Origin of the sequence: Hydrogenophaga sp. R2, assembly GCF_049843595.1 — a bacterium.
Taxonomy (GTDB): Bacteria; Pseudomonadota; Gammaproteobacteria; order Burkholderiales; family Burkholderiaceae_C; genus Hydrogenophaga.
Window position 1 is genome coordinate 541549 of sequence record NZ_JBBHZN010000001.1, and the last position, 21124, is coordinate 562672.

General features: G+C 68.8%; 19 protein-coding genes and 1 tRNA gene. 16 read left to right on the plus strand and 4 right to left on the minus strand.

Translation table 11 applies throughout. The annotated features are described in order from the left end of the window. The first annotated feature begins 12 nt into the window (after positions 1 to 12). Positions 13 to 270, plus strand: coding sequence for a hypothetical protein (locus WD026_RS02645; protein WP_425722106.1), 258 nt, complete (start codon positions 13 to 15; stop codon positions 268 to 270). A 12-nt stretch (positions 271 to 282) separates the two neighbouring features. Here WD026_RS02645 and fnr read toward each other — a convergent pair whose 3' ends face one another. Continuing rightward, positions 283 to 1002, minus strand: a complete 720-nt coding sequence (gene fnr, locus WD026_RS02650; RefSeq protein ID WP_425722107.1) for a fumarate/nitrate reduction transcriptional regulator Fnr — start codon at positions 1000 to 1002, stop codon at positions 283 to 285. Between the two features lie 180 nt (positions 1003 to 1182). Between fnr and hemN the strand changes: the two genes are divergently transcribed. Both hemN and WD026_RS02660 read left to right on the plus strand, forming a co-directional pair. Further along, positions 1183 to 2568, plus strand: coding sequence for an oxygen-independent coproporphyrinogen III oxidase (hemN, locus tag WD026_RS02655; RefSeq protein ID WP_425722108.1), 1386 nt, complete (start codon positions 1183 to 1185; stop codon positions 2566 to 2568). A 25-nt stretch (positions 2569 to 2593) separates the two neighbouring features. Further along, on the plus strand, positions 2594 to 3265 hold the full coding sequence (locus WD026_RS02660) for a sulfite exporter TauE/SafE family protein (protein ID WP_425722109.1): 672 nt from the start codon (positions 2594 to 2596) through the stop codon (positions 3263 to 3265). 3 nt (positions 3266 to 3268) lie between these two features. On the opposite strand, the gene WD026_RS02665 is transcribed toward WD026_RS02660, so the two are convergent. Further along, the gene (locus tag WD026_RS02665; protein ID WP_425722110.1) at positions 3269 to 4177 is read right to left on the minus strand and encodes a DMT family transporter; all 909 of its coding nucleotides are present in this window, start codon (positions 4175 to 4177) and stop codon (positions 3269 to 3271) included. A gap of 332 nt (positions 4178 to 4509) precedes the next feature. Here WD026_RS02665 and aceA point away from each other — a divergent pair, with 332 nt between their 5' ends. Continuing rightward, complete coding sequence (gene aceA, locus WD026_RS02670; protein WP_425722111.1) at positions 4510 to 5841, plus strand: isocitrate lyase; 1332 nt, start codon at positions 4510 to 4512, stop codon at positions 5839 to 5841. A gap of 67 nt (positions 5842 to 5908) precedes the next feature. Here the strand turns inward: aceA and WD026_RS02675 are convergent, their stop codons facing one another. Next, a complete protein-coding gene (locus tag WD026_RS02675; RefSeq protein WP_425722112.1) occupies positions 5909 to 6931 on the minus strand; it encodes a formylglycine-generating enzyme family protein in 1023 nt (340 codons plus the stop codon). Between the two features lie 191 nt (positions 6932 to 7122). Between WD026_RS02675 and thrS the strand changes: the two genes are divergently transcribed. From thrS to WD026_RS02720, 9 genes are all read left to right on the plus strand, one after another. Next, a complete protein-coding gene (thrS, locus tag WD026_RS02680) occupies positions 7123 to 9030 on the plus strand; it encodes a threonine--tRNA ligase (RefSeq protein WP_425722113.1) in 1908 nt (635 codons plus the stop codon). A gap of 105 nt (positions 9031 to 9135) precedes the next feature. Beyond that, positions 9136 to 9741, plus strand: a complete 606-nt coding sequence (gene infC, locus WD026_RS02685) for a translation initiation factor IF-3 (protein WP_425723187.1) — start codon at positions 9136 to 9138, stop codon at positions 9739 to 9741. A 178-nt stretch (positions 9742 to 9919) separates the two neighbouring features. Continuing rightward, positions 9920 to 10123, plus strand: coding sequence for a 50S ribosomal protein L35 (rpmI, locus tag WD026_RS02690; protein ID WP_066151481.1), 204 nt, complete (start codon positions 9920 to 9922; stop codon positions 10121 to 10123). Positions 10124 to 10147: 24 nt separating this feature from the next. Next, a complete protein-coding gene (gene rplT, locus WD026_RS02695) occupies positions 10148 to 10507 on the plus strand; it encodes a 50S ribosomal protein L20 (protein WP_086120609.1) in 360 nt (119 codons plus the stop codon). Between the two features lie 108 nt (positions 10508 to 10615). Next, positions 10616 to 11668, plus strand: coding sequence for a phenylalanine--tRNA ligase subunit alpha (gene pheS / locus WD026_RS02700; RefSeq protein WP_425722114.1), 1053 nt, complete (start codon positions 10616 to 10618; stop codon positions 11666 to 11668). 20 nt (positions 11669 to 11688) lie between these two features. Then, positions 11689 to 14109: a phenylalanine--tRNA ligase subunit beta gene (gene pheT / locus WD026_RS02705; RefSeq protein WP_425722115.1), complete on the plus strand. Its 2421-nt coding sequence runs from the start codon at positions 11689 to 11691 to the stop codon at positions 14107 to 14109. A 19-nt stretch (positions 14110 to 14128) separates the two neighbouring features. Continuing rightward, the gene (locus WD026_RS02710; protein WP_425722116.1) at positions 14129 to 14455 is read left to right on the plus strand and encodes an integration host factor subunit alpha; all 327 of its coding nucleotides are present in this window, start codon (positions 14129 to 14131) and stop codon (positions 14453 to 14455) included. Positions 14456 to 14594: 139 nt separating this feature from the next. Next, positions 14595 to 15044: a MerR family transcriptional regulator gene (locus WD026_RS02715; RefSeq protein ID WP_425722117.1), complete on the plus strand. Its 450-nt coding sequence runs from the start codon at positions 14595 to 14597 to the stop codon at positions 15042 to 15044. Positions 15045 to 15080: 36 nt separating this feature from the next. Further along, positions 15081 to 15157: transfer RNA gene (locus WD026_RS02720), tRNA-Pro, on the plus strand. A gap of 72 nt (positions 15158 to 15229) precedes the next feature. On the opposite strand, the gene WD026_RS02725 is transcribed toward WD026_RS02720, so the two are convergent. Next, positions 15230 to 15820: a pyridoxamine 5'-phosphate oxidase family protein gene (locus WD026_RS02725; RefSeq protein WP_425722118.1), complete on the minus strand. Its 591-nt coding sequence runs from the start codon at positions 15818 to 15820 to the stop codon at positions 15230 to 15232. Positions 15821 to 15916: 96 nt separating this feature from the next. Here WD026_RS02725 and imuA point away from each other — a divergent pair, with 96 nt between their 5' ends. Genes imuA through WD026_RS02740 form a run of 3 tightly spaced genes read left to right on the plus strand, consistent with a single transcriptional unit; the run spans position 15917 to position 21122 of the window. Beyond that, on the plus strand, positions 15917 to 16687 hold the full coding sequence (gene imuA, locus WD026_RS02730) for a translesion DNA synthesis-associated protein ImuA (protein WP_425722119.1): 771 nt from the start codon (positions 15917 to 15919) through the stop codon (positions 16685 to 16687). Then, complete coding sequence (locus WD026_RS02735; protein ID WP_425722120.1) at positions 16656 to 17981, plus strand: DNA polymerase Y family protein; 1326 nt, start codon at positions 16656 to 16658, stop codon at positions 17979 to 17981. The genes imuA and WD026_RS02735 overlap by 32 nt, the downstream gene beginning before the upstream one ends. A gap of 9 nt (positions 17982 to 17990) precedes the next feature. Further along, complete coding sequence (locus tag WD026_RS02740) at positions 17991 to 21122, plus strand: error-prone DNA polymerase (protein ID WP_425722121.1); 3132 nt, start codon at positions 17991 to 17993, stop codon at positions 21120 to 21122. The last annotated feature ends 2 nt before the right edge of the window (positions 21123 to 21124 follow it).

Sequence of the window (21124 nt, forward strand, 5' to 3'; positions counted from 1 at the left end):
CGGGGAGGGCACATGACCGCACGCCTGAACGCACGCACCTGGCTGATCGTGGGCTGGCCGGCCTTTCTGGTGGCCGGTGTGCTGGAGATGGTGGTGTTCGCCATGGTCGACCCGGGCGACCTGCACACCTTCGGCGGCGGCCGCATCCATCTGTCGCCCCAGGCCGTCTACACGCTGGCGTTCTTCGTGTTCTGGGCGGCCACCGCGGTGGCCGGCGCCCTGACGCTGATGCTGGCCCGACCGGCCGAGGACATCAACCGGCCGGTCTGAAGCCGGGCGACCTCAGAGGCAGCTGCGCGAGTTGACGATCTGCTTGAGCGCGTCGGTGTCCTTGATGTGCACGTAGCGCTGCTTGACGTCGATGACGCCGTCCTCGACGAACTTGGAGAAGGTGCGGCTGACCGTCTCCAGCTTCATGCCGAGGTAGCTGCCGATCTCCTCGCGCGTCATGCGCAGGATCACCTCGGACTGCGAGAAACCCCGGGCGTGCAGGCGCTGCACCAGGTTGAGCAGGAAGGCCGCCAGGCGTTCTTCGGCCCGCATGCTGCCCAGCAGCAGCATGACGCTGTGGTCGCGCACGATCTCGCGGCTCATGATCTTGTGCACATGGTGCTGCAGCGTGGTGAATTCGCGCGAGAGCTGTTCCACCTCGTTGAACGGCATCACGCAGACCTCGGCGTCTTCCAGCGCGATGGCGTCGCAGGAATGGCGGTCGTTGACGATGCCGTCCAGGCCGATGATCTCGCCCGTCATCTGGAAGCCGGTCACCTGATCGCGGCCGTCCGGCGTGGTCACGCAGGTCTTGAAGAAGCCCGAGCGCACCGCGTACAGCGAGGTGAACCGGTCGCCGGCACTGAACAGGGCGGTGCCCCGCTTGATGCGACGGCGGGTGGAGATGATGTGGTCGAGCTTGTCCATCTCTGCCTCGTTCAGCCCCATGGGCAGACAGAGTTCGCGCAGATTGCAGCTGGAGCAGGCGACCTTGATGGCTTGGGCGTCCATAAGCGGGTCGTGATTTTTGCAAGAGGTTACCCGATGCACCGGGGGGTGTCGATGCAAGTGCACCACAGCAGTGCGGATTCAGGCTTCGGCGCCGGCCCTTGATCCGTGTCAATACGGCCGTGGGCGGTCGGCGTCACAGTACGCCCATACGGGGAGAACCCGAGGAAGAAACCAGGAGCAATGCCCGTGAGCCATGCCATCCCCGACGACCTGCTGCAGCGCTTCGATGTGCCGGGTCCGCGCTACACCTCTTACCCCACGGCCGACCGTTTCGTCGAAGCCTTCACCGAAGCCGACTACACCCAGGCCCTGGAGCAGCGCCGCGCCGGCTCCATGGCGCTGCCGCTCTCCATCTATGTGCACATTCCATTCTGCGAATCGGTCTGCTACTACTGCGCCTGCAACAAGGTGATCACCAAGCACCACGGCAAGGCGGCCGAGTACCTGCGTTACCTCTCGCGCGAGATGGAGCTGCAGGTGCAGCACCTGGGCGCGGGGCAGTCGGTGTCGCAGCTTCACCTGGGGGGTGGCACGCCCACCTTCCTGTCGGACGAGGAGCTGTCCGACCTGATGCACATGATCCGCCGCCACTTCACCCTGGTGCCGGGTGGTGAGTACTCGGTGGAGGTCGATCCCCGCACCGTCAGCCGCGAGCGCCTCGAGGTGCTGCACCGGCTGGGCTTCAACCGGCTGAGCTTCGGCGTGCAGGACTTCGACCCCACGGTGCAGAAGGCGGTGCACCGGGTGCAGCCGGCCGAGCAGGTGTTTGCGCTGGTGGCCGCTGCGCGCGAGATCGGCTTCGAGTCGGTCAATGTGGACCTGATCTACGGCCTGCCGCTGCAGACGCCGGAGTCGTTTGCGCACACGCTGGCCCAGGTGTCGCTGCTGCGCCCGGACCGCATTGCGCTGTACGCCTATGCCCACCTGCCCAGCCGCTTCAAGCCGCAACGCCGCATCCTGAGCGCCGAGCTGCCCAGCCCCGGCGACAAGCTGGCCATGCTGTCGGCCTCGCTCGATGCGCTGGGCGATGCCGGCTATGTGTACGTGGGCATGGACCACTTTGCCCTGCCCGACGATGCCCTGGCCGTGGCCAAGCGGCAGGGCCGGCTGCACCGCAACTTCCAGGGCTACAGCACCCGGCCCGACTGCGACCTGATCGCACTCGGTGTGTCGGCCATCGGCCGCATCGGCGCCACCTACAGCCAGAACGCCAAGACGCTGGAGGAGTACTACGACCTGCTCGACCAGGGCCGCCTGCCCATCGTGCGCGGTCTGGCGCTGAACCGCGACGACCTGCTGCGCCGCGCGGTCATCATGTCCATCATGTGCCAGGGCGAGCTGTCGTTCGAGTCCATCGACCTGGGGCACCTGATCGACAGTCGCACCTACTTTGCGCGGGAGTTCGTGGCCCTGCAGCCGCTGGTGGAAGCCGGCCTGGTGCAGATCAACGACAGCGGCCTGCAGGTCACGGCACGGGGCTGGTACCTGGTGCGGGCCATCGCCATGGTGTTCGACCGCTACCTGCAGACCGACCAGGACCGGGCCCGTTTCTCCAAGATCATCTGAACCCGCCCGAGGCTACAGTCCAGTCATGCAGACCTCGATGGCCGTGACGGCCTTGTTCATGGGCCTGGTGGGTGGCCCGCACTGCGTGGCCATGTGCGGTGCCGCCTGCACCGGCATTGCGCGCGCCGCCGGCAGTTCCGGCACCCGGGCGCTGCTCACCTTTCAGGCCAGCCGCATGCTGGGCTATGCGCTGTTCGGCGCTTTTGCGGCCGGCTCGGTGCAGGGTCTGGCCTGGCTGGGCACCCACACCGCCGTGCTGCGACCGGTGTGGACCAGCTTTCATGTGGCGGCGCTGCTGCTGGGGCTGGTGCTGCTGTGGCGGGCGCGTCAGCCGGCCTGGATCGACGGGCTGGGCCAGACCCTCTGGCGCCGCGCCCGGCCGGTCATGGCCCGCCTGGGGCCACGCGCTCCGGTGGTGCTGGGCGTGGGCTGGGCCCTGATGCCCTGCGGCCTGCTGTACTCGGCCTTGCTGGTGGCCTCGCTCACCGCCAACGCGCTGGAGGGCGCTGCGGTCATGGCCCTGTTCTGCCTGGGCACCTCGGTGTCGCTGGTGGCGGGGCCCTGGCTGATGCTGCGCCTGAACAACGCCCGCTCCGGCGCCTGGGGCATCCGGCTGGCCGGGCTGGCCCTGCTGGTGACGTCGGGCTGGGCGCTGTGGATGGGCCTCACGCAGCCCACCGGGCTGTGGTGCCTCTGAAGCTCAAGCCGGCGATCGCTGGGGCAGGGTGGCCAGCACCAGGCCCAGCAGCGCGATGCCGAAGGCCAGCAGCTGCACCGGCGTGAGCACCTCGCCCATGAACAGCACGCCGATGGCCGCCGCGCTGATGGGCAGCATGACGGTGAACACGCCCGCCTGGGACGCCGGCACCGTGCGCAGCCCGGTCATCCACAGCCACACGGTCCACACGCTGGCCGCCAGCCCGTAGAACACCAGCAGCAGCCAGATCGGCGCCTGCACGGCGCCGAAGTCGAACGACAGCGCGGCCCACAGGCCCATGGGCGTGACCAGGGCCAGCCCCACCAGGTTGATGAGGGCCGAGATGCGGCGCGGCCCCAGGCCGTCGGTCAGGCGTTTGCCGATCACCACATACGAGGCCTCGCACACCACGGCGGCAAACACCAGCAGGTTGCCCAGCCAGGCCATCGAGCCGGCGGCCTCGGGCGTGGCCGGCTTCTGCAGCGAGAACAGGCCGATGCCCACCGCCGCGCACGCAATGCCGGCCAGGCTGCGGCCACCGATGCGTTCGCGCAGGAAGATCCAGCTCAGCACCGCCACCACCGCCGGGATGGACGACATCACCACGCCGGCCGCCACGGCGGTGGTCAGGCTCACGCCATAGAGCATGCAGATGGAGAACAGGAAGTTGCCCAGGAACGACTCCAGGAACAGCAGCCAGCGGGTGCGCGGCGTCATCGGCGGCTCGTCGGCCGGCTTGCGCAGCCAGCGGGCCATGGCCAGCGCCCCCACACCGAAGCGCAGCCAGGCCAGCAGGAACACCGGAAACACCAGCACCAGCGGCTTGGACAGCGCCACATAGCTGCCCACCAGGGCCATGCTGAGGGCCAGGCAGCCGTAGGCCATCCAGCGGGGTAGGGAGCGGTCGGTCATGAAACGGTCCGGAAGCGGCGGTCGCCGGATGATGCCTCAGGCCTGCGTGGGGTTTTCAGCATGGAGGATTTGCTTTCCGTCATGCGGAATTCCGGCATGCTGCGCCGCACGATTTTTTCTCAATCCAAGAAAAGCTTTTCCGCATCGAGAAATTCGATCCGAAGTTCATTGATTTTATTGTAGAAAATATTTTCTCTTATATAAGACATAAGAGCTTCCACAGGTCTTCTATAAGACTTAAAGTCTGTCCAACGGCACCGACACGGTCACACCCACGATGCCGACCGATGCCGGACAGCCCGTCCGATTTCAAACCCTGAAGGAGCACCACCATGCCGCAATCCCTGAATCAGCAACTCAGCCGCGCCCAACAGATCGAGGCCCTGGAAAAAGACTGGGCCACCAACCCCCGCTGGAAGGGTGTCAAGCGTGGCTACAGCGCCGCCGACGTGGTGCGCCTGCGTGGCAGCCAGCCGATCGAATACACCCTGGCCCAGCGCGGTGCCGAGAAGCTGTGGGACAAGGTCAACGGCGGCGCCAAGAAGGGCTATGTGAACGCCTTCGGCGCCATCACCGCCGGCCAGGCCATGCAGCAGGCCAAGGCCGGTCTGGAGGCCGTGTACCTGTCGGGCTGGCAGGTGGCCGCCGACGGCAACACCTCCGAGACCATGTACCCCGACCAGTCGCTCTACGCCTACGACTCGGTGCCCACCATGGTCCGCCGCATCAACAACACCTTCAAGCGCGCCGACGAGATCCAGTGGAGCCGTGGCATCGAGCCGGGTTCGGCCGAGTTCATCGACTACTTCCTGCCCATCGTGGCCGACGCTGAAGCCGGTTTCGGCGGCGTGCTCAACGCCTTCGAACTCATGAAGAACATGATCGCCGCCGGTGCCGCCGGCGTGCACTTCGAAGACCAGCTGGCCGCCGTGAAGAAGTGCGGCCACATGGGCGGCAAGGTGCTGGTGCCCACGCAGGAAGCCATCGAGAAGCTGATCTCGGCCCGCTTCGCTGCCGACACCATGGGCGTGCCCACCCTGATCCTGGCCCGCACCGACGCCGAGGCCGCCAACCTGATCACCTCCGACCACGACGCCAACGACAAGCCTTTCCTCACCGGCGAGCGCACCCAGGAAGGCTTCTACCGCGTCAGGAACGGTCTGGAGCAGGCCATCAGCCGTGGCGTGGCCTACGCCCCCTACGCCGACCTGGTGTGGTGCGAGACCGGCACGCCCGACCTGGGCTTTGCCCGCGAGTTCGCCCAGGCCGTGCACGCAGCCTGCCCGGGCAAGCTGCTGAGCTACAACTGCTCGCCGTCCTTCAACTGGAAGAAGAACCTGGACGACAAGACCATCGCCGCCTTCCAGGAAGAGCTGTCCGCACTGGGCTACAAGTACCAGTTCATCACCCTGGCCGGCATCCACATCAACTGGTTCAACACCTTCCAGTTCGCCCACGCCTATGCCCGCGGCGAAGGCATGAAGCACTACGTGAACATGGTGCAGGAGCCCGAGTTCAAGGCCCGCGAGCAGGGTTACACCTTCGTGTCGCACCAGCAGGAAGTCGGCGCCGGCTACTTCGACGACGTGACCACCGTCATCCAGGGCGGCTCCTCCAGCGTGAAGGCCCTGACCGGCTCGACCGAAGAAGAGCAGTTCCACTGATCCCGGATCCGCCACAGAGCGGAGGAGGAGACGCAAAAGCCCGGGCTGGTCCCGGGCTTTTTTGCGTTCAAGGCATGGTCTCACGCACCAGCCGTATGCCCACCAGCGGATAACGCGTCTGCACCGAGTTCCAGTTGCGGAACGAGCAGCGCGCATACAGCGGCCAGGTGTGCCAGGAGCCGCCCCGGCGGACCTTGACGTTGCCGTCCGGCGGTCCGGTCGGGTCGTCCTGCGGAGATCGGGCGTACCCGTCTTCGTCGTACCAGTCGGACACCCATTCCCAGACGTTGCCGTGCAGGTCGTGCAGGCCGAAGGCGTTGGGCTCGAACGAGCCCACGGGCGCGGTGAAGGTGTGGCCGTCGTGGCCGGGGGTGGCCCGGTCGCGCCAGGCGGGCCAGAGGGCGGCGGTGGCGGCATCGAAGGTGTTGCCGCTGCGGGGCAGGCCGGCGGGGTCGTCCCCGTGCTGGTAGCGGGTGGTGGTTCCTGCGCGGCAGGCGTATTCCCATTCGGCCTCGGTCGGCAGCCGGTAGGTGCGGCCTTCCTGCTGGCTCAGCCAGCGGGCCAGGGCCACGGCATCGTTCCAGGTGACGTTGGTGACCGGGTGGTCGTCGGTCTGGGCAAAGCCCGGGTCCTGCCACGAATAGCGTGGCAGCCGCCCCTCGAAGGCATCGCCGCGCTCGCTGGTGTCCGGGTCGTAGTCGGCCCGCCAGCCGTAGCCGCCGGTGCCGTCGGCCACCGACTCGGGCACGTGGCCCGAGCGCTGCAGGAATGCCCGGAACTGGCCCACGGTGACTTCGTGGCGCGCCATCTCGAAGGGCCGGGTGATGCGCACCCGGTGCACCGGGGCTTCGTCGGTCAGTCCTTCCAGGCGCTCGCGTTCCAGGGTCGGGAAGGCGCGGGCCAGTTCGTCCGGCGCTTCGCTGCTGCCCATGCTGAACTCGCCCGCGGGCAGGCGCACGAAGTCCATGCCCAGGGCGTTCACGCCTGCCGGTGTCTGCGCATGGGCTGCGGGCCCGGCCGCCAGCAGGCACATCCAGAGCAGACGCAACAGCGACCGGGCAGGGGCGGGCAGGGCGTGGCGCGCAGGCATGGCGGGAGTTTGTGGGACAATCCAAGACCTGTTCAATCAGCAAGAACGAGAAAGGCGCAACGGTTATGACACCGCGAACTCAGGCTTTGTCCTCCCTGGCCCCTTGAGGCCCGCAGTTCGCGCCTGCCCATCCGTTCCCCTCCTGTTCCAAGCGCGGCCCCTGCCGCGCTTTTTTGTTTTTGGATTCCGCCATGCCCCAGATCACGCTTCCCGACGGTTCTCAACGCAGCTTTCCCGCACCGGTGACGGTGGCCGATGTGGCCGCCTCCATCGGCACCGGCCTGGCCAAGGCGGCTCTGGGCGGCAAGGTGGATGGCCGTCTGGTGGACACCAGCTTCACCATCGACCGCGACGTGTCGCTGTCCATCGTCACCGCCAAGGACGCCGACGGCCTGGAGATGATCCGCCACTCCACCGCCCACCTGCTGGCCTACGCGGTCAAGGAGCTGTATCCCGATGCCCAGGTCACCATCGGCCCGGTCATCGACAACGGCTTCTATTACGACTTCTCGTACAAGCGCCCCTTCACGCCGGAAGACCTGGCCGCCATCGAAAAGCGCATGACCGAGCTCGCCGCCAAGGACGAGAAGGTCGAGCGCCGCGTGCTGCCCCGCGACGAGGCCGTGGCGCACTTCAAGGCCATGGGCGAGCACTACAAGGCCGAGATCATTGCCAGCATCCCGGCCGGCGAAGACGTGAGCCTCTACCGCGAAGGCGGTTTCGAGGACCTGTGCCGTGGCCCCCACGTGCCCAGCACCGGCAAGCTCAAGCACTTCAAGCTCATGAAGGTCGCCGGCGCCTACTGGCGTGGTGACCACCGCAACGAGATGCTGCAGCGCGTCTACGGCACGGCCTGGGCCAGCAAGGAAGACCTGCAGCAGTACCTCACCATGCTGGAGGAGGCGGAAAAGCGCGACCACCGCAAGCTCGGCCGCGAGCTCGACCTGTTCCACCTGGACGAGCATTCGCCCGGCACCGTGTTCTGGCACCCCAAGGGCTGGACCCTATGGCAGGAGGTCGAGCAGTACATGCGCCGCGTCTACCGCGAGAACGGCTACCAGGAGGTCAAGGGCCCGCAGATCCTGGACAAGGCCCTGTGGGAGAAGACCGGCCACTGGGACAAGTACCGCGAGAACATGTTCACCACCGAATCGGAAAAGCGCGACTACGCGCTCAAGCCGATGAACTGCCCGGGCCACATCCTCATCTACAAGCAGGGCATCAAGAGCTACCGCGACCTGCCGCTGCGCTACGGCGAGTTCGGTCAGTGCCACCGCAACGAGCCCACCGGCGGCCTGCACGGCATCATGCGGGTGCGTGGCTTCACCCAGGACGATGGCCACATCTTCTGCACCGAAGACCAGATCCAGGGCGAGGTGACCGCCTTCACCACGCTGCTGCAGAAGGTCTACAAGGATTTCGGCTTCACCGAGATCCTCTACAAGCTGTCCACCCGGCCTGAAAAGCGCATCGGCACCGAGGAAAGCTGGGACAAGGCCGAGGCCGCCCTGGCCGCCGGCCTCAAGGCGTCGGGCTGCGAGTTCGAGTACTTGCCGGGCGAGGGCGCCTTCTACGGCCCCAAGATCGAATACACGCTCAAGGACGCGCTGGGTCGCCAGTGGCAGTGCGGCACCATCCAGGTCGATCCCAACCTGCCGGAGCGGCTGGACGCCGAATTCGTGGGCGAGGACGGCGTGCGCCACCGCCCCGTCATGCTGCACCGCGCCATCGTGGGCAGCCTGGAGCGCTTCATCGGCATCCTGATCGAGCAGCACGCCGGCGCACTGCCCACCTGGCTGGCGCCCACCCAGGTGGCGGTGCTCAACATCACCGATGCCCAGGCCGATTACGTGCGGCAGGTGGCGAAAACGCTGCAGAATCAAGGGCTTAGGGTGGTGACCGACCTGCGCAACGAGAAAATCACGTATAAAATACGGGAGCACGCGTTGCAGAAGCTGCCTTTCATTGTCGTCGTGGGTGACAAGGAAATGGCCGCCGGCGCCGTGGCTGTGCGGGCCCGAGGCAACCAGGATCTCGGGGTCATGTCGCTGGAAGCCTTTGCCCAGCGGGTCGCAACCGACGTTGCCACCCGGGCCTGATTCCCTTCGTACGACCAAGCCCTCGTCAGCCGCGACGCCCATGGCGCGGGCTGATGGTGGCATGAAAGCCACCTTTTCAACTTCTGCCCACGCAAGGAACAAACCATCGCTACCAACTTTCGCGACCGCCGCCAGCGTGAAGAGCGCGCACACCGCCTGAACCGGGAAATCATGGCCCCTGAGGTCCGCCTCAACGGCCCCGAGAACGAGCCGCTGGGCATCGTCAGTCTTCAGGAAGCGCTGCGCATGGCCGGTGAACTGGATGTGGATCTGGTCGAGATCGCAGCCACCGCAAACCCCCCGGTTTGCCGGCTGATGGATTACGGCAAGTTCAAGTACCAGGAGCAGAAGAAGGCGGCGGAAGCCAAAGCCAAGCAGACCGTCATCGAGATCAAGGAGATCAAGTTCCGCCCGGGTACCGATGACGGCGACTACAACATCAAGATGCGCAACATCCGTCGTTTTCTGGACGACGGCGACAAATGCAAGATCACGCTGCGGTTCCGCGGCCGGGAAATCACGCACCAGGAACTGGGGCTGGCCCTGCTCAACCGCATCCGTGACGACCTCGGTGACACGATCGTGGTGGAGCAGTTCCCCAAGCTCGAAGGTCGCCAGATGATCATGATGATTGCCCCGGGTCGCAAGAAGCCGGGCGCAACCAGCAAACCGGCCGAGGCGGCAACGCCCTCGGCCAGCCAGACGGCCTGAGGGCTGTCGGCAACAAACGGTCTGTGCGGGGTTGGTCCCCCGCGCGGTACCGGGGCAGGGCCTTGTGTCCTGACCCGAACGGCCACCGCAAGGTGGCCGAACAAAAGTGGCTCGGGGCCAGCAAGTCCGCGGAAGGTTCGCGGCGCCTCACGAGCACAAATCAAGAAGGAGCATGAAGATGCCCAAAATGAAGACCAAGAGCAGCGCGAAGAAGCGTTTTCGCGTTCGTCCCGGTGGCACCGTCAAGCGCGGTCAAGCCTTCAAGCGTCACATCCTGACCAAGAAGACCACCAAGAACAAGCGCCACCTGCGTGGAGCAGTCACCGTGCATGAGACCAACATGGGTCACATGGCACAGATGCTGCCCGGCATGGGCATTTGATCAACGACGAACAGGAGAACACACATGCCTCGCGTCAAACGTGGTGTCACGGCTCGCGCCCGACACAAGAAAGTCCTGGCTCTGGCCAAAGGTTTCCGCGGCCGCCGCGGCAATGTCTTCCGCATCGCCAAGCAGGCGGTGATGAAGGCCGGGCAATACGCCTACCGTGACCGCCGCACCAAGAAGCGCGTGTTCCGCCAGCTCTGGATCGCGCGTATCAACGCCGGTGCCCGTGCTTGCGGCCTGACGTACAGCCAGTTCGCCAACGGCCTGAAGAAGGCCCAGATCGAGATTGACCGCAAGGTCCTGGCCGATCTGGCCGTCAACGATCCGGCGGCTTTCGGCAGCATCGTGGAGCAAGTCAAAGCCAAGCTGGCCGCTTGATTCACGGACGGGCGGCCCGGCCGCCCGCCGCTCAAAGGGGTTGGGGCTTGAGGGAACACCTCGCGGCTTCAATCCCTTTTTTCTTTGGTATCGCACACAGCCCCACACATGAACGAGTTGGACGCACTGGTCGACAGCGCCCGCGCCGCGTTTGCGCAGGCCACCGCCCCGGCCGATCTGGAAAACGCCAAGGCGCAGTACCTGGGCAAGTCCGGCCGCATCACCGAACTGATGAAGGGCATGGCCGCCCTGTCGGTCGACGAGAAGAAGACCCGCGGTGCCGCCATCAACCTGGCCAAGCAGGCCATCGAGGCCGCGCTCACCGAACGCCGCCAGGCCCTGGCCGATGCCGAACTGCAGGCCCAGCTCAAGGCCGAGGCGCTGGACGTCACGCTGCCCGGCCGTGGCCAGAGCGCAGGCGGTCTGCACCCGGTGAGCCTGACGCTGGAGCGCATCGAGGCCATCTTCGGCTCCATGGGTTTCGAGGTGGCCGACGGCCCCGAGATCGAATCCGACTGGTTCAACTTCACCGCGCTGAACACGCCCGAGGACCACCCGGCGCGTTCCATGCACGACACCTTCTATGTGGAAGGCGGCTCGGCCAAGGCGCCCAACCTGCTGCGCACCCACACCAGCCCGATGCAGATCCGCCATGCGGTGCAGCACGTCAAGCGCCACCGTGCTGCGCTGGATGCCGGCCAGCCCATGCCCGAGATCCGCGTGATCGCCCCGGGCCGCACCTACCGGGTGGACAGCGACGCCACCCACTCGCCCATGTTCCACCAGTGCGAAGGCCTGTGGATCGGCGAGAACGTGAGCTTCAAGGACCTGAAGTTCGTCTTCACCGATTTCTGCCGCACCTTCTTCGAGAGCGACGATCTGGTGCTGCGTTTCCGCCCCAGCTTCTTCCCCTTCACCGAGCCCAGCGCCGAGATCGACATCCAGTTCCAGAGCGGCCCGCTGGCCGGCCGCTGGCTGGAGGTGGCCGGCTCCGGCCAGGTGCACCCGAACGTGGTGCGCAACATGGGGCTGGACCCCGAGAAATACATCGGCTTTGCCTTCGGCATGGGACCGGACCGCCTGACCATGCTGCGTTACGGCGTCAACGACCTGCGCCTGTTCTTCGACGGCGACATCCGCTTCCTCTCGCAGTTCCGTTGAAGTCTTGTTGAGCTGAACCCATGCAATTCCCCGAATCCTGGCTTCGCGCCTTCTGCAACCCCGACCTGACCAGCCAGCAGCTGGCCGACACCCTGACCATGGCCGGTCTGGAAGTCGAAGAGCTGCAACCGGTGGCGCCGCCCTTCACCCGCGTGGTGGTGGGCGAAATCAAGGAGGCGGTCCAGCACCCCAACGCCGATCGCCTGCGCGTGTGCCAGGTGGACGTGGGGCAGGGCAGCCTGCTCAACATCGTGTGCGGTGCGCCCAATGCGCGCGCCGGCATCAAGGTGCCGTGCGCCCTGGTGGGCGCCGAGCTGCCCCCGGGCGAGGACGGCAAGCCGTTCGCCATCAAGCTGGGCAAGCTGCGTGGTGTGGAGAGCCAGGGCATGCTGTGCTCGGCCCGCGAACTCAAGCTGTCGGAAGACCACGGTGGCCTGCTGGAGCTGCCGGCCGATGCCCCGGTGGGCCGCGACATCCGCGAGCAGCTGGGCCTGGACGACATGCTGTTCACGCTCAAGCTCACGCCCAACCTGGCGCACTGCCTGAGCATCCAGGGCATCGCCCGCGAGGTGTCGGCCCTGACCGGTGCTCCGCTGGTGCAGCCCGAATTCCCCGCCGCGCCGGTGACCCTGCAGGACCGCCTGCCGGTGCAGGTGCAGGCGCCCGACCTGTGTGGCCGTTTCAGCGGCCGCATCGTGCGCGGCGTGAACACCCGTGTGGCCACGCCGGCCTGGATGGTCGAGCGGCTGGCCCGGTGCGGCCAGCGCAGCGTGTCGGTGCTGGTGGACATCTCCAACTACGTGATGTTCGAGCTGGGTCGCCCCTCGCACATCTTCGACCTCGACAAGATCCACGGCGGCCTGCAGGTGCGCTGGGGTCGCGCCGGCGAACAGCTCAAGCTGCTCAATGGCAACACCATCACGGTCGATGCCGAGGTCGGTGTGATCGCCGACGACCAGGCGGTGGAGTCGCTCGCCGGCATCATGGGTGGCGATGCCACGGCGGTGTCGGACGACACGCAGAACATCTACATAGAGGCCGCCTTCTGGTGGCCCAAGGCCGTGGCCGGGCGTTCGCGCCGCTACAACTTCAGCACCGATGCCGGCCACCGCTTCGAGCGCGGTGTGGACCCGGCCACCACGGTGCAGCACATCGAGCGCATCACCCAGCTGGTGCTGGAGATCTGCGGCGGCCAGGCCGGCCCGATCGACGACCAGGTGGTCAAGCTGCCCGAATCCCGACCGGTGACGCTGCGCGTGGCCCGCGCCAACCGCGTGGTCGGCATGCCGCTGAGCCAGGCCCAGTGCGCCGGTGCGCTGCGCCGCCTCGGCCTGGACGTGAGCGAAGGCGAGGGCACGGTGACCGTGGTGCCGCCGTCGTGGCGCTTCGACCTGCAGATCGAGGAAGACCTGATCGAGGAGGTGGTGCGCATCATCGGCTTCGACCGGCTGCCCCAGACCCCGCCGCTGGCGCCCATCACGGCCAAGATCCGGCCCGAGGCGCAGCGCGGCAGCTTTGCGGTGCGCCGCCAGCTGGCCGGCCTGGGCTACCAGGAAACCATCAACTTCAGCTTTGTGGAAGAGCGCTGGGAGCGTGAACTGGCCGGCAACACCGACCCGATCCGCCTGCTCAACCCCATTGCCAGCCAGATGAGCGTGATGCGCTCGTCGCTGCTGGGCAGCCTGCTGCAGGTGCTCAAGTTCAACCTGGACCGACGCGCCGACCGGGTGCGGCTGTTCGAGCTGGGCCGCGTGTTCCGCAAGGACGCCTCGGTGGCCGATTCCGACACCACCGTGGCCGGCTTCGATCAGCCGCGCCGGGTGGCCGGCCTGGCCTTCGGCCCGGTGGCCCCGCTGCAATGGGGCCAGGCTCCGCGCGCGGTGGATTTCTTCGACGTGAAGGCCGATGTCGAGGCGCTGCTGGCGCCGTACAAGCCGGTCTTCCGCGCTGCCGAACACCCGGCGCTGCACCCGGGCCGCTGCGCCAGCGTGTGGCTGGGCGAGCGCTGCATCGGTCACGTGGGTGAACTGCACCCGCGCTGGCGCCAGGGCTACGAGCTGAGCGCCGCACCCGTCCTGTTCGAGCTCGATCTGGACGCCGTGCTGCAGCGCCCGGTGCCGGCCTACCAGCCGGTCAGCCGCCACCAGCCGGTGGAGCGCGATCTGGCCATCGTGGTGGGCGAGGCGGTCACGCACGATGCGGTCATGGCCGCCATCCACGCGCCGGGCAACCCCTGGCTGCGCGAGGCCCGCCTGTTCGACGTCTACCGCCCGAAAGCCGGCACCAGCGGCGGCGGTCTCGCCCCGGACGAGCGCAGTCTTGCCGTTCGTCTGGTGCTCAACCGCGACGACGCTACACTGACCGAAGACGACATCGAGGCCATCGTCAAGGCCTCGCTCGAATCACTGCAGCAGCGGGTCGGCGCCCGCCTGCGCGCCTGAACACGCAAGGGAACACCGCATGGAACTCGCAGTGGAAAGCCTGGAGACCCCGGCACTGACCAAGGCGCAGCTGGCCGAACTGCTGTTCGACCAGATCGGTCTGAACAAGCGGGAGTCGAAGGACATGATCGACGCCTTCTTCGACCTCATCACCGACAGCCTGGTCGACGGCACCGACGTCAAGATCTCCGGCTTCGGCAATTTCCAGATCCGCACCAAGGCCCCGCGCCCCGGACGCAACCCGCGCACCGGCGAGCCGGTGGCCATCGAAGCCCGCCGCGTGGTCACCTTCCACGCCAGCCCCAAGCTCAAGGAGCAGGTGCAGGCGGCTGCCGTCGGTACCTGATCGGTGACCGTCGGGCGGCCGGCACCCGGGCGGTGCCGGGCTTTTTCGTCATGTTTCCCCCACAGATCCACACGCCGGTAGGCACTGCCAGCGTGTTAGAGTAAATTTCAAGGTTCGGTCCGTACCGCCTTGATTTTCAATGGAAAAAACGCTCCCTCCCATCCCGGCCAAGCGCTACTTCACCATCGGTGAGGTCGGGGAGCTGTGCGGCGTCAAGCCTCACGTGCTGCGGTACTGGGAGCAGGAGTTCACCCAGCTGCGTCCCATGAAGCGGCGGGGCAACCGCCGCTACTACCAGCACCACGAGGTGCTGATGATCCGGCGCATCCGCGAGCTGCTGTACGACCAAGGCTTCACCATCAGCGGTGCGCGCAACAAGCTGCAGGAAATCGCCCAGGCCGAGCGCGAACACCGCCGCCAGGGTGATGACGAGGTCATCGATGTGGTCGAACTCGACAGCGTCATCCACGACGACGAGCTCGATGACGAGGTCGTCACCGCTCCGGTGGTGAGCGCCCCGACCGGGGTGTGGACCGATGTGCGCCGCGAGCTGCTGGAAATCCGCGAACTTCTTCGCATCACCCCCTGAGAGGGGCCTTTTCGCCGGCTATAATGCGAGGCTTGTCGGCGTGTAGCGCAGCCTGGTAGCGCACTTGCATGGGGTGCAAGGGGTCGCGAGTTCGAATCCCGCCACGCCGACCATCACACGGGAAACCCGCTGTTCGAAAGAGCAGCGGGTTTTTTCATTTCCGGGCGGCGTGCAGCGTCAGGCCCTCAGGGCGTCAGCCAGACCCAGCCGGCCGGCTCGCCGCCCTGCGCCGGTCCGCCATCCCAGCGTCCGCGCCGATGCCCGTCGCGGTGCAGTTCCAGCCAGTCGATGGCGCGCACCTCCAGCTGCACGATGGCCAGGTGGTGCCGTTCGCCGGCCGGGCCTGTGGTGGTGGTGTCCAGCGGCGCCCCCGGCGCCCGGGGCATCAGGTAGTCGGTGGCGGCAGCGGATGGCCGCACCCGTTCCCAGGCGGCCTGCACGGCCGGGCCGTCGGTGGCCACGCGGGCGTCTGCCGTGATGCGCAGCTGCCAGCCCAGGCGCTGACTCCAGAACACCAGCGCGGCCCGGGGCCGGGCCTGCAGGTCGGCGCACTTGGGGCTGCGGGCATCGGTGAAGCAGGTGAGGGTGCGGGCTTCGGCATCGGCGCGGCGCAGCACCACGGTGCGGGCCTGGGGCAGGCCGTCGGCATCCACGCTGGCCAGCACCGGGGTCCGCCATTCGTGGTGCCGGTCGACGGTGGCGCGTTGCAGTTCCTGCCAGATGCGGCCGGGCAGTTCGGCCGGTGTGATGCGGTCGGTGGGGAGCGGGCGGGTCATGTCCCATCGTAGTCCGGGGGGTATGAAATCGTCGCTGGACAGGTCAATCACGTTTGTGTACTGTATATAAAAACAGTATTGAGTGATGAGCTGATCATGGATTCCTGGGTATCGGAGGGCGGTGCAACGGTCTGGCGGGCCGACCGCCTGGAGCGCCCCGCCGTTCCCGTCTGGCCCACCGGCTGGCCGGCGCTGGATGCCGAACTGCCCGGGGGTGGCTGGCCGGCCGAAGGCCTGACCGAGCTGCTGTGCGAATGCCCCGGTGCACTGGAAGCGCGGCTGCTGATGCCGGCCCTGGCCGGCGCCGACACGCCGGTGGTACTGGTGGGTGCGCCCGAGCCGCCACACCCGCCCGGCTGGTGGCGTGCTGGGCTGCTGCCCTCACGGCTGGTCTGGGTGCAGGCCGATGCCCTGCGCGAGCGCCTGTGGGCGGCCGAGCAGCTGGTGCGGGGCCAGGCCGCGGCCGTGCTGCTCTGGCTGGACCGGGTGCCGCCGGGCGCCTTGCGCCGCCTGCAGGTGCTGGCCGCCGGTGCGGGCCGGCCGGTGTTCGTGTGCCGGCCGTGGTCGGCCGCGGCGGTGTCGTCGCCGGCGCCGCTGCGCCTGCGGCTGGCCTCGGTCAGCGGCTGGAGCCTGCAGGTGGAGCTGCTCAAGCGGCGGGGGCCGCCGTTGTTGCAGCCGCTGGTGCTGCCGTCGGTGCCGGGCGGCTTGTCGGCCGTGCTGTCGCCGCGCCAGCAGCGGCTGGGCCAGGCCCTGCCGGATGGGCTGCTGCACCCTGTGGAGGCCATGCCCTTGCCGATGGCGTTGCCGGAACAGGCCGCCGCCAACGAGGTGAACCATGCTCTGGGCCGCCTGGCTCCCGCCGCCTGATGCGCGGCCCCGGCCCTGGCCGCAGGCCATCACCCACTGGGCATTGGGCTTCACGCCCCGGGTGACCTGCCAGGGCGACGCCGTGCTCATGGAGGTGCACAGCAGCCTGCGCCTGTTCGGCGGCTGGCCGGCCCTGCGGGCGCGGGTGGAGGTGCAGGGCCGCGAGCTGGGTCTGGCCCCGCCGGCCTGGGCACCCCAGGCACTGGCGGCGCTGGCCCTGGCCCGCGCCGGCCTGCCCGGGGCGCCGGATCTGCCCCCCGATGTGCTGGACCCGCTGCCCCTGACCGTGCTGGACGCCGCCGTGCCGCATGCCGCGCTGCTGGCCCAGACCGGCTGCCACACCCTGGGCGACCTGCGCCGGCGCCCGCGCGGCGCCGTGGCCCGCCGCTTCGGGGCCGCCCTGCTGGAAGGGCTGGATCAGGCCTATGGCCTGCGCCCGTCGGTGCATGCCTGGGTGACGGTGCCCGAGCGCTTCGAGGCCCGGCTGGAACTGCCCTGGCGGGTGGAGCAGGCCGAGGCGCTGGGCGAGGGCGCCCGCCGCCTGCTGCTGCCGCTGCAGGGTTGGCTCACGGCCCGGCAGGCCGGCGTGCGGGCCTGCCGCCTGCGCTGGCTGCACGACGGCCTGCGCCCGCGCGATGCCGGTCCCGGTGGCGAGCTGGTGTGGCGCACCGCCACGCCCACGCGCGACATCGACCACCTGCAGCGCCTGCTGGCCGAGCACCTGGCCCACGTGACCCTGCAGGCCCCGGTGGGCGAGCTGGTGCTGGATGCCCTGGAGGTGCAGCCATTGCAGCCACAGGCCACCGACTGGTGGGCCGATGCCGCCACCACCCAGGCCGAGGGCCTGATGCCGGTGCTGGAGCGCCTCTCGGCCCGGCTGGGGCCGCAGCGCGTGCTGCGCCCGGTGCCCTGCGAAGACCACCGGCCCGAGGTCATGGTGCGCTGGTGTCCCGCCACCGAGGCGGCCGTTGCGCCATCCGCCGGCCACCCGCGCCGGCCCCTGCCCGCCGTGGGGCCGCAGCCGGGCTTCCTGCGCTCGCCGCCCTTGCGGCTGGTGGTGCGCCGGCACCGGCCGCACTACCACGGCGAGCTGCAGCTGCTGGCCGGGCCGCAGCGCATCGAAGGCGGCTGGTGGGACGGTGCAGCGGCCCAACCCGGCGCCAACCCGATCCCCGCCGCGCGCGATTACTGGGTCGCCCATTCGCCGCGTGCCGGGCTGCTGTGGGTGTTCTGCACCCGTCCGGTGGCGCAGCAGCAGGAACCGGCCTGGTACCTGCACGGCCACTTCGCCTGAGGCCTGTGCATGGGAACCGCGTTGCCGGCGTATGCCGAGCTCATGTGTCTGAGTGCCTTCAGCTTCCTGCGCGGCGCCAGCCAGCCCGACGAGCTGGTGCGCCGCGCCCATGCCCTGGGCTACAGCGCCCTGGCCCTGACCGACGAGTGCACGCTGGCCGGCATCGTGCGGGCCCATGGGGCGGCGCGCGAGTGCGGCCTGACGCTGCTGGTGGGCAGCCAGTTCCGGGTGGACGACGGCGGCCCCGGCTTCACCCTGCTGGTGCTGGCGGTGAACGCCGCCGGCTACAGCCGCCTGTGCCGCTGCATCACCGGTCTGCGGCGCAGCGCTCCCAAGGGCCGCTACCGGCTCGATGCCGCCCGGCTCGATGCTCTGGCCCGGCAGGGCGAGCTCGATGACTGCGTGCTGATCGCCGTGCCCGCCCGCGAGAGTTCGCAGGACCAGCTCGATGCCCTGGCCGGCTGGCTGCTGCAGCGCTTTGTGGGCCGTTGCTGGCTGGGGGTGGAGCAGCAGCGGGCGCTGGACGACGAGCTCTGGCTGCACCGTCTGCGCCAGAGCAGCGCGCTCACGGCGGTGCCGCTGGTGGCGGTGGGCGATGTGCAGATGCATGTGCGTTCACGCAAGCCGCTGCACGACGTGATGACCGCCACCCGCCTGGGTCGGCCGCTGTCCGAGTGCGGCCTGGCGCTGCAGCCCAATGCCGAGCGCCACCTGCGTTCGCGCCTGGTGCTGGGCCGCTGTTTCCCGCCCGATCTGCTGGCCGCCACGCTCGATGTGGCGGCGCGCTGCCACTTTTCGCTGGACGAGCTGCGTTACCAGTACCCCGACGAGGTGGTGCCCGCCGGCCACACCCCGGCCAGCTGGCTGCGGCAGCTGGTGGACCGTGGCGCGCGCTGGCGCTGGCCGCAGGGCACGCCGGCGGCGGTGCAGCGGCAGATCGAGCACGAGCTGGGCCTGATCGGCGAACTGCGCTACGAGCACTACTTTCTGACCGTGCACGACATCGTGGCCTTCGCGCGCAGCCAGGGCATCCTGTGCCAGGGGCGCGGTTCGGCGGCCAACAGCGTGGTCTGCTTCTGCCTGGGCATCACCGAGGTCGACCCGGCGCGGCTCTCGGTGCTGTTCGAGCGCTTCATCTCGAAAGAGCGCAACGAGCCGCCCGACATCGACGTGGACTTCGAGCACGAGCGCCGCGAAGAGGTCATCCAGTACCTCTACCGCCGCTACGGCCGCGAGCGGGCCGCGCTCACGGCGGCGGTCATCTGCTACCGGCCGCGCAGCGCCCTGCGCGACGTGGGGCAGGCCCTGGGCATCGAGGCCGATGCGCTGGCGCGGCTGACCCGCAGCCTGGGCTGGTGGGACGGCACCCAGGTGCCGCCCGAGCGTCTGCAGGAAGCCGGGCTCGACCCCGGCGACCGGCAGGTCACCCTGCTGCTGGAACTGGCCGGCCAGCTGGTGGGCATGCCGCGGCACCTGTCCCAGCACACCGGGGGCTTCGTGCTCACGCGCGGGCCGCTGACCGACCTGGTGCCGGTGCAGAACGCCCGCATGGCCGGGCGCACCGTCATCGAATGGGACAAGGACGACCTGGACACCATGGGCCTGCTCAAGGTCGATGTGCTGGCCCTGGGCATGCTGACCGCGCTGCGCAAGTCGCTCGAACTCATCGGCCAGCGGCGTGGCCGGCCCATGGCGCTGCAGGACATCCCGGACGGTGACGAACCCACCTACGACATGGTGTGCGCCGCCGACACCGTGGGCGTGTTCCAGATCGAGAGCCGCGCCCAGATGGCCATGCTGCCGCGCCTGCGGCCGCGCACCTTCTACGACCTGGTGATCGAGATCGCCCTGGTGCGCCCCGGCCCCATCCAGGGCGGCGCGGTGCACCCGTACCTGGACCGGCGCCAGGGCAAGGCCCTGGTGAGCTACCCCAGCCCGGCGCTCGAACAGGCGCTGGGCCGCACCCTGGGTGTACCGGTGTTCCAGGAACAGTGCATGCAGATCGCCATCCTGGCCGCCGGCTTCACCCCCGGCGAGGCCGACGGCCTGCGCCGCGCCATGGGCGCCTGGAAGCGGCGCGGCGGCCTGGGGCACTACGGCCAGCGGCTGGTGGACGGCCTGCTGGCCAACGGCTACACCCCGGCCTTTGCCGACGCGGTGGTCGAGCAGGTGAAGGGCTTCTCCAGCTACGGCTTCCCGGAAAGCCATGCCGCCAGCTTTGCCCTGCTGGTGTACGCCAGCTGCTGGATCAAGTGCCACCACCCGGCCGAGTTCCTGGCCGCCATGATCAACAGCCAGCCGCTGGGCTTCTACACCCCGCGCCAGCTGGTGGCCGATGCCCAGCGCCATGGCGTGGTGGTGCTGCCGGTGGACGTGAGCCACAGCGACTGGGACTGCTCCCTGCACGATCGGCCTGACTCACCGCCGGGTGCACCGCCGGCCGTGCGCCTGGGGCTGCGGCTGGTCAACGGCCTGGGGCCGGTGGCGGCGCAGCGGCTGCTGCAGGCCCGCGCCCGCGCGCCCTGGCGCGATGTGGCCGACCTGGGCCAGCGCGCCGGCCTGGGCTCGCACGAACTCAGCCTGCTGGCCGCCGCCGACGCCCTGTCCAGCCTGAGCGGCCACCGCCGCCAGCAGATGTGGGACGCCGTGGCCCGCCACACGCCGCCGGCCCTGCTGCAGGGCGCGCCGATTGCCGAGCCGGTGGTGGAGCTGCCGCCCGCGCCCGAGGGCGAGGCCATCGTCTGGGATCACCGCGCCACCGGCCTGAGCCTGCGGCGCCATCCGCTGGCACTGTTGCGCCCGCAGCTGCAGGGCCGGCGCCTGTCGACCGCCGCCGAACTGGCCCAGGCGCCGGACCGCCGTCTGGTGCGCCACGCCGGCCTGGTCACACTGCGCCAGCAGCCCGAGACCGCCGGCGGCGTGATGTTCGTGACCCTGGAAGACGAGACCGGCGTGGTGCAGGCCATCGTCTGGCGCCGCCTGCGGGAGCGTTACCGGCGCGCGCTCATGCAGTCGCGCCTGCTGGCGGTGTACGGGGTGTGGCAGCGCGAAGGCGAGGTCTGCAGCCTGATCGCCGGCCACCTGGAAGACCTCACGCCGCTGCTGGGGTCGCTGGCCGTGGGCAGCCGGGATTTCCGGTGAGG

Excerpts from the sequence above, each read along its gene's own strand:
- WD026_RS02645 (WP_425722106.1), top strand. The coding sequence starts at position 13 with ATGACCGCACGCCTGAACGCACGCACCTGGCTGATCGTGGGCTGGCCG.
- fnr (WP_425722107.1), bottom strand. The coding sequence starts at position 1,002 with ATGGACGCCCAAGCCATCAAGGTCGCCTGCTCCAGCTGCAATCTGCGC.
- hemN (WP_425722108.1), top strand. The coding sequence starts at position 1,183 with ATGCCCGTGAGCCATGCCATCCCCGACGACCTGCTGCAGCGCTTCGAT.
- WD026_RS02660 (WP_425722109.1), top strand. The coding sequence starts at position 2,594 with ATGCAGACCTCGATGGCCGTGACGGCCTTGTTCATGGGCCTGGTGGGT.
- WD026_RS02665 (WP_425722110.1), bottom strand. The coding sequence starts at position 4,177 with ATGACCGACCGCTCCCTACCCCGCTGGATGGCCTACGGCTGCCTGGCC.
- aceA (WP_425722111.1), top strand. The coding sequence starts at position 4,510 with ATGCCGCAATCCCTGAATCAGCAACTCAGCCGCGCCCAACAGATCGAG.
- WD026_RS02675 (WP_425722112.1), bottom strand. The coding sequence starts at position 6,931 with ATGCCTGCGCGCCACGCCCTGCCCGCCCCTGCCCGGTCGCTGTTGCGT.
- thrS (WP_425722113.1), top strand. The coding sequence starts at position 7,123 with ATGCCCCAGATCACGCTTCCCGACGGTTCTCAACGCAGCTTTCCCGCA.
- rpmI (WP_066151481.1), top strand. The coding sequence starts at position 9,920 with ATGCCCAAAATGAAGACCAAGAGCAGCGCGAAGAAGCGTTTTCGCGTT.
- rplT (WP_086120609.1), top strand. The coding sequence starts at position 10,148 with ATGCCTCGCGTCAAACGTGGTGTCACGGCTCGCGCCCGACACAAGAAA.
- pheS (WP_425722114.1), top strand. The coding sequence starts at position 10,616 with ATGAACGAGTTGGACGCACTGGTCGACAGCGCCCGCGCCGCGTTTGCG.
- pheT (WP_425722115.1), top strand. The coding sequence starts at position 11,689 with ATGCAATTCCCCGAATCCTGGCTTCGCGCCTTCTGCAACCCCGACCTG.
- WD026_RS02710 (WP_425722116.1), top strand. The coding sequence starts at position 14,129 with ATGGAACTCGCAGTGGAAAGCCTGGAGACCCCGGCACTGACCAAGGCG.
- WD026_RS02715 (WP_425722117.1), top strand. The coding sequence starts at position 14,595 with ATGGAAAAAACGCTCCCTCCCATCCCGGCCAAGCGCTACTTCACCATC.
- WD026_RS02725 (WP_425722118.1), bottom strand. The coding sequence starts at position 15,820 with ATGACCCGCCCGCTCCCCACCGACCGCATCACACCGGCCGAACTGCCC.
- imuA (WP_425722119.1), top strand. The coding sequence starts at position 15,917 with ATGGATTCCTGGGTATCGGAGGGCGGTGCAACGGTCTGGCGGGCCGAC.
- WD026_RS02735 (WP_425722120.1), top strand. The coding sequence starts at position 16,656 with ATGCTCTGGGCCGCCTGGCTCCCGCCGCCTGATGCGCGGCCCCGGCCC.
- WD026_RS02740 (WP_425722121.1), top strand. The coding sequence starts at position 17,991 with ATGGGAACCGCGTTGCCGGCGTATGCCGAGCTCATGTGTCTGAGTGCC.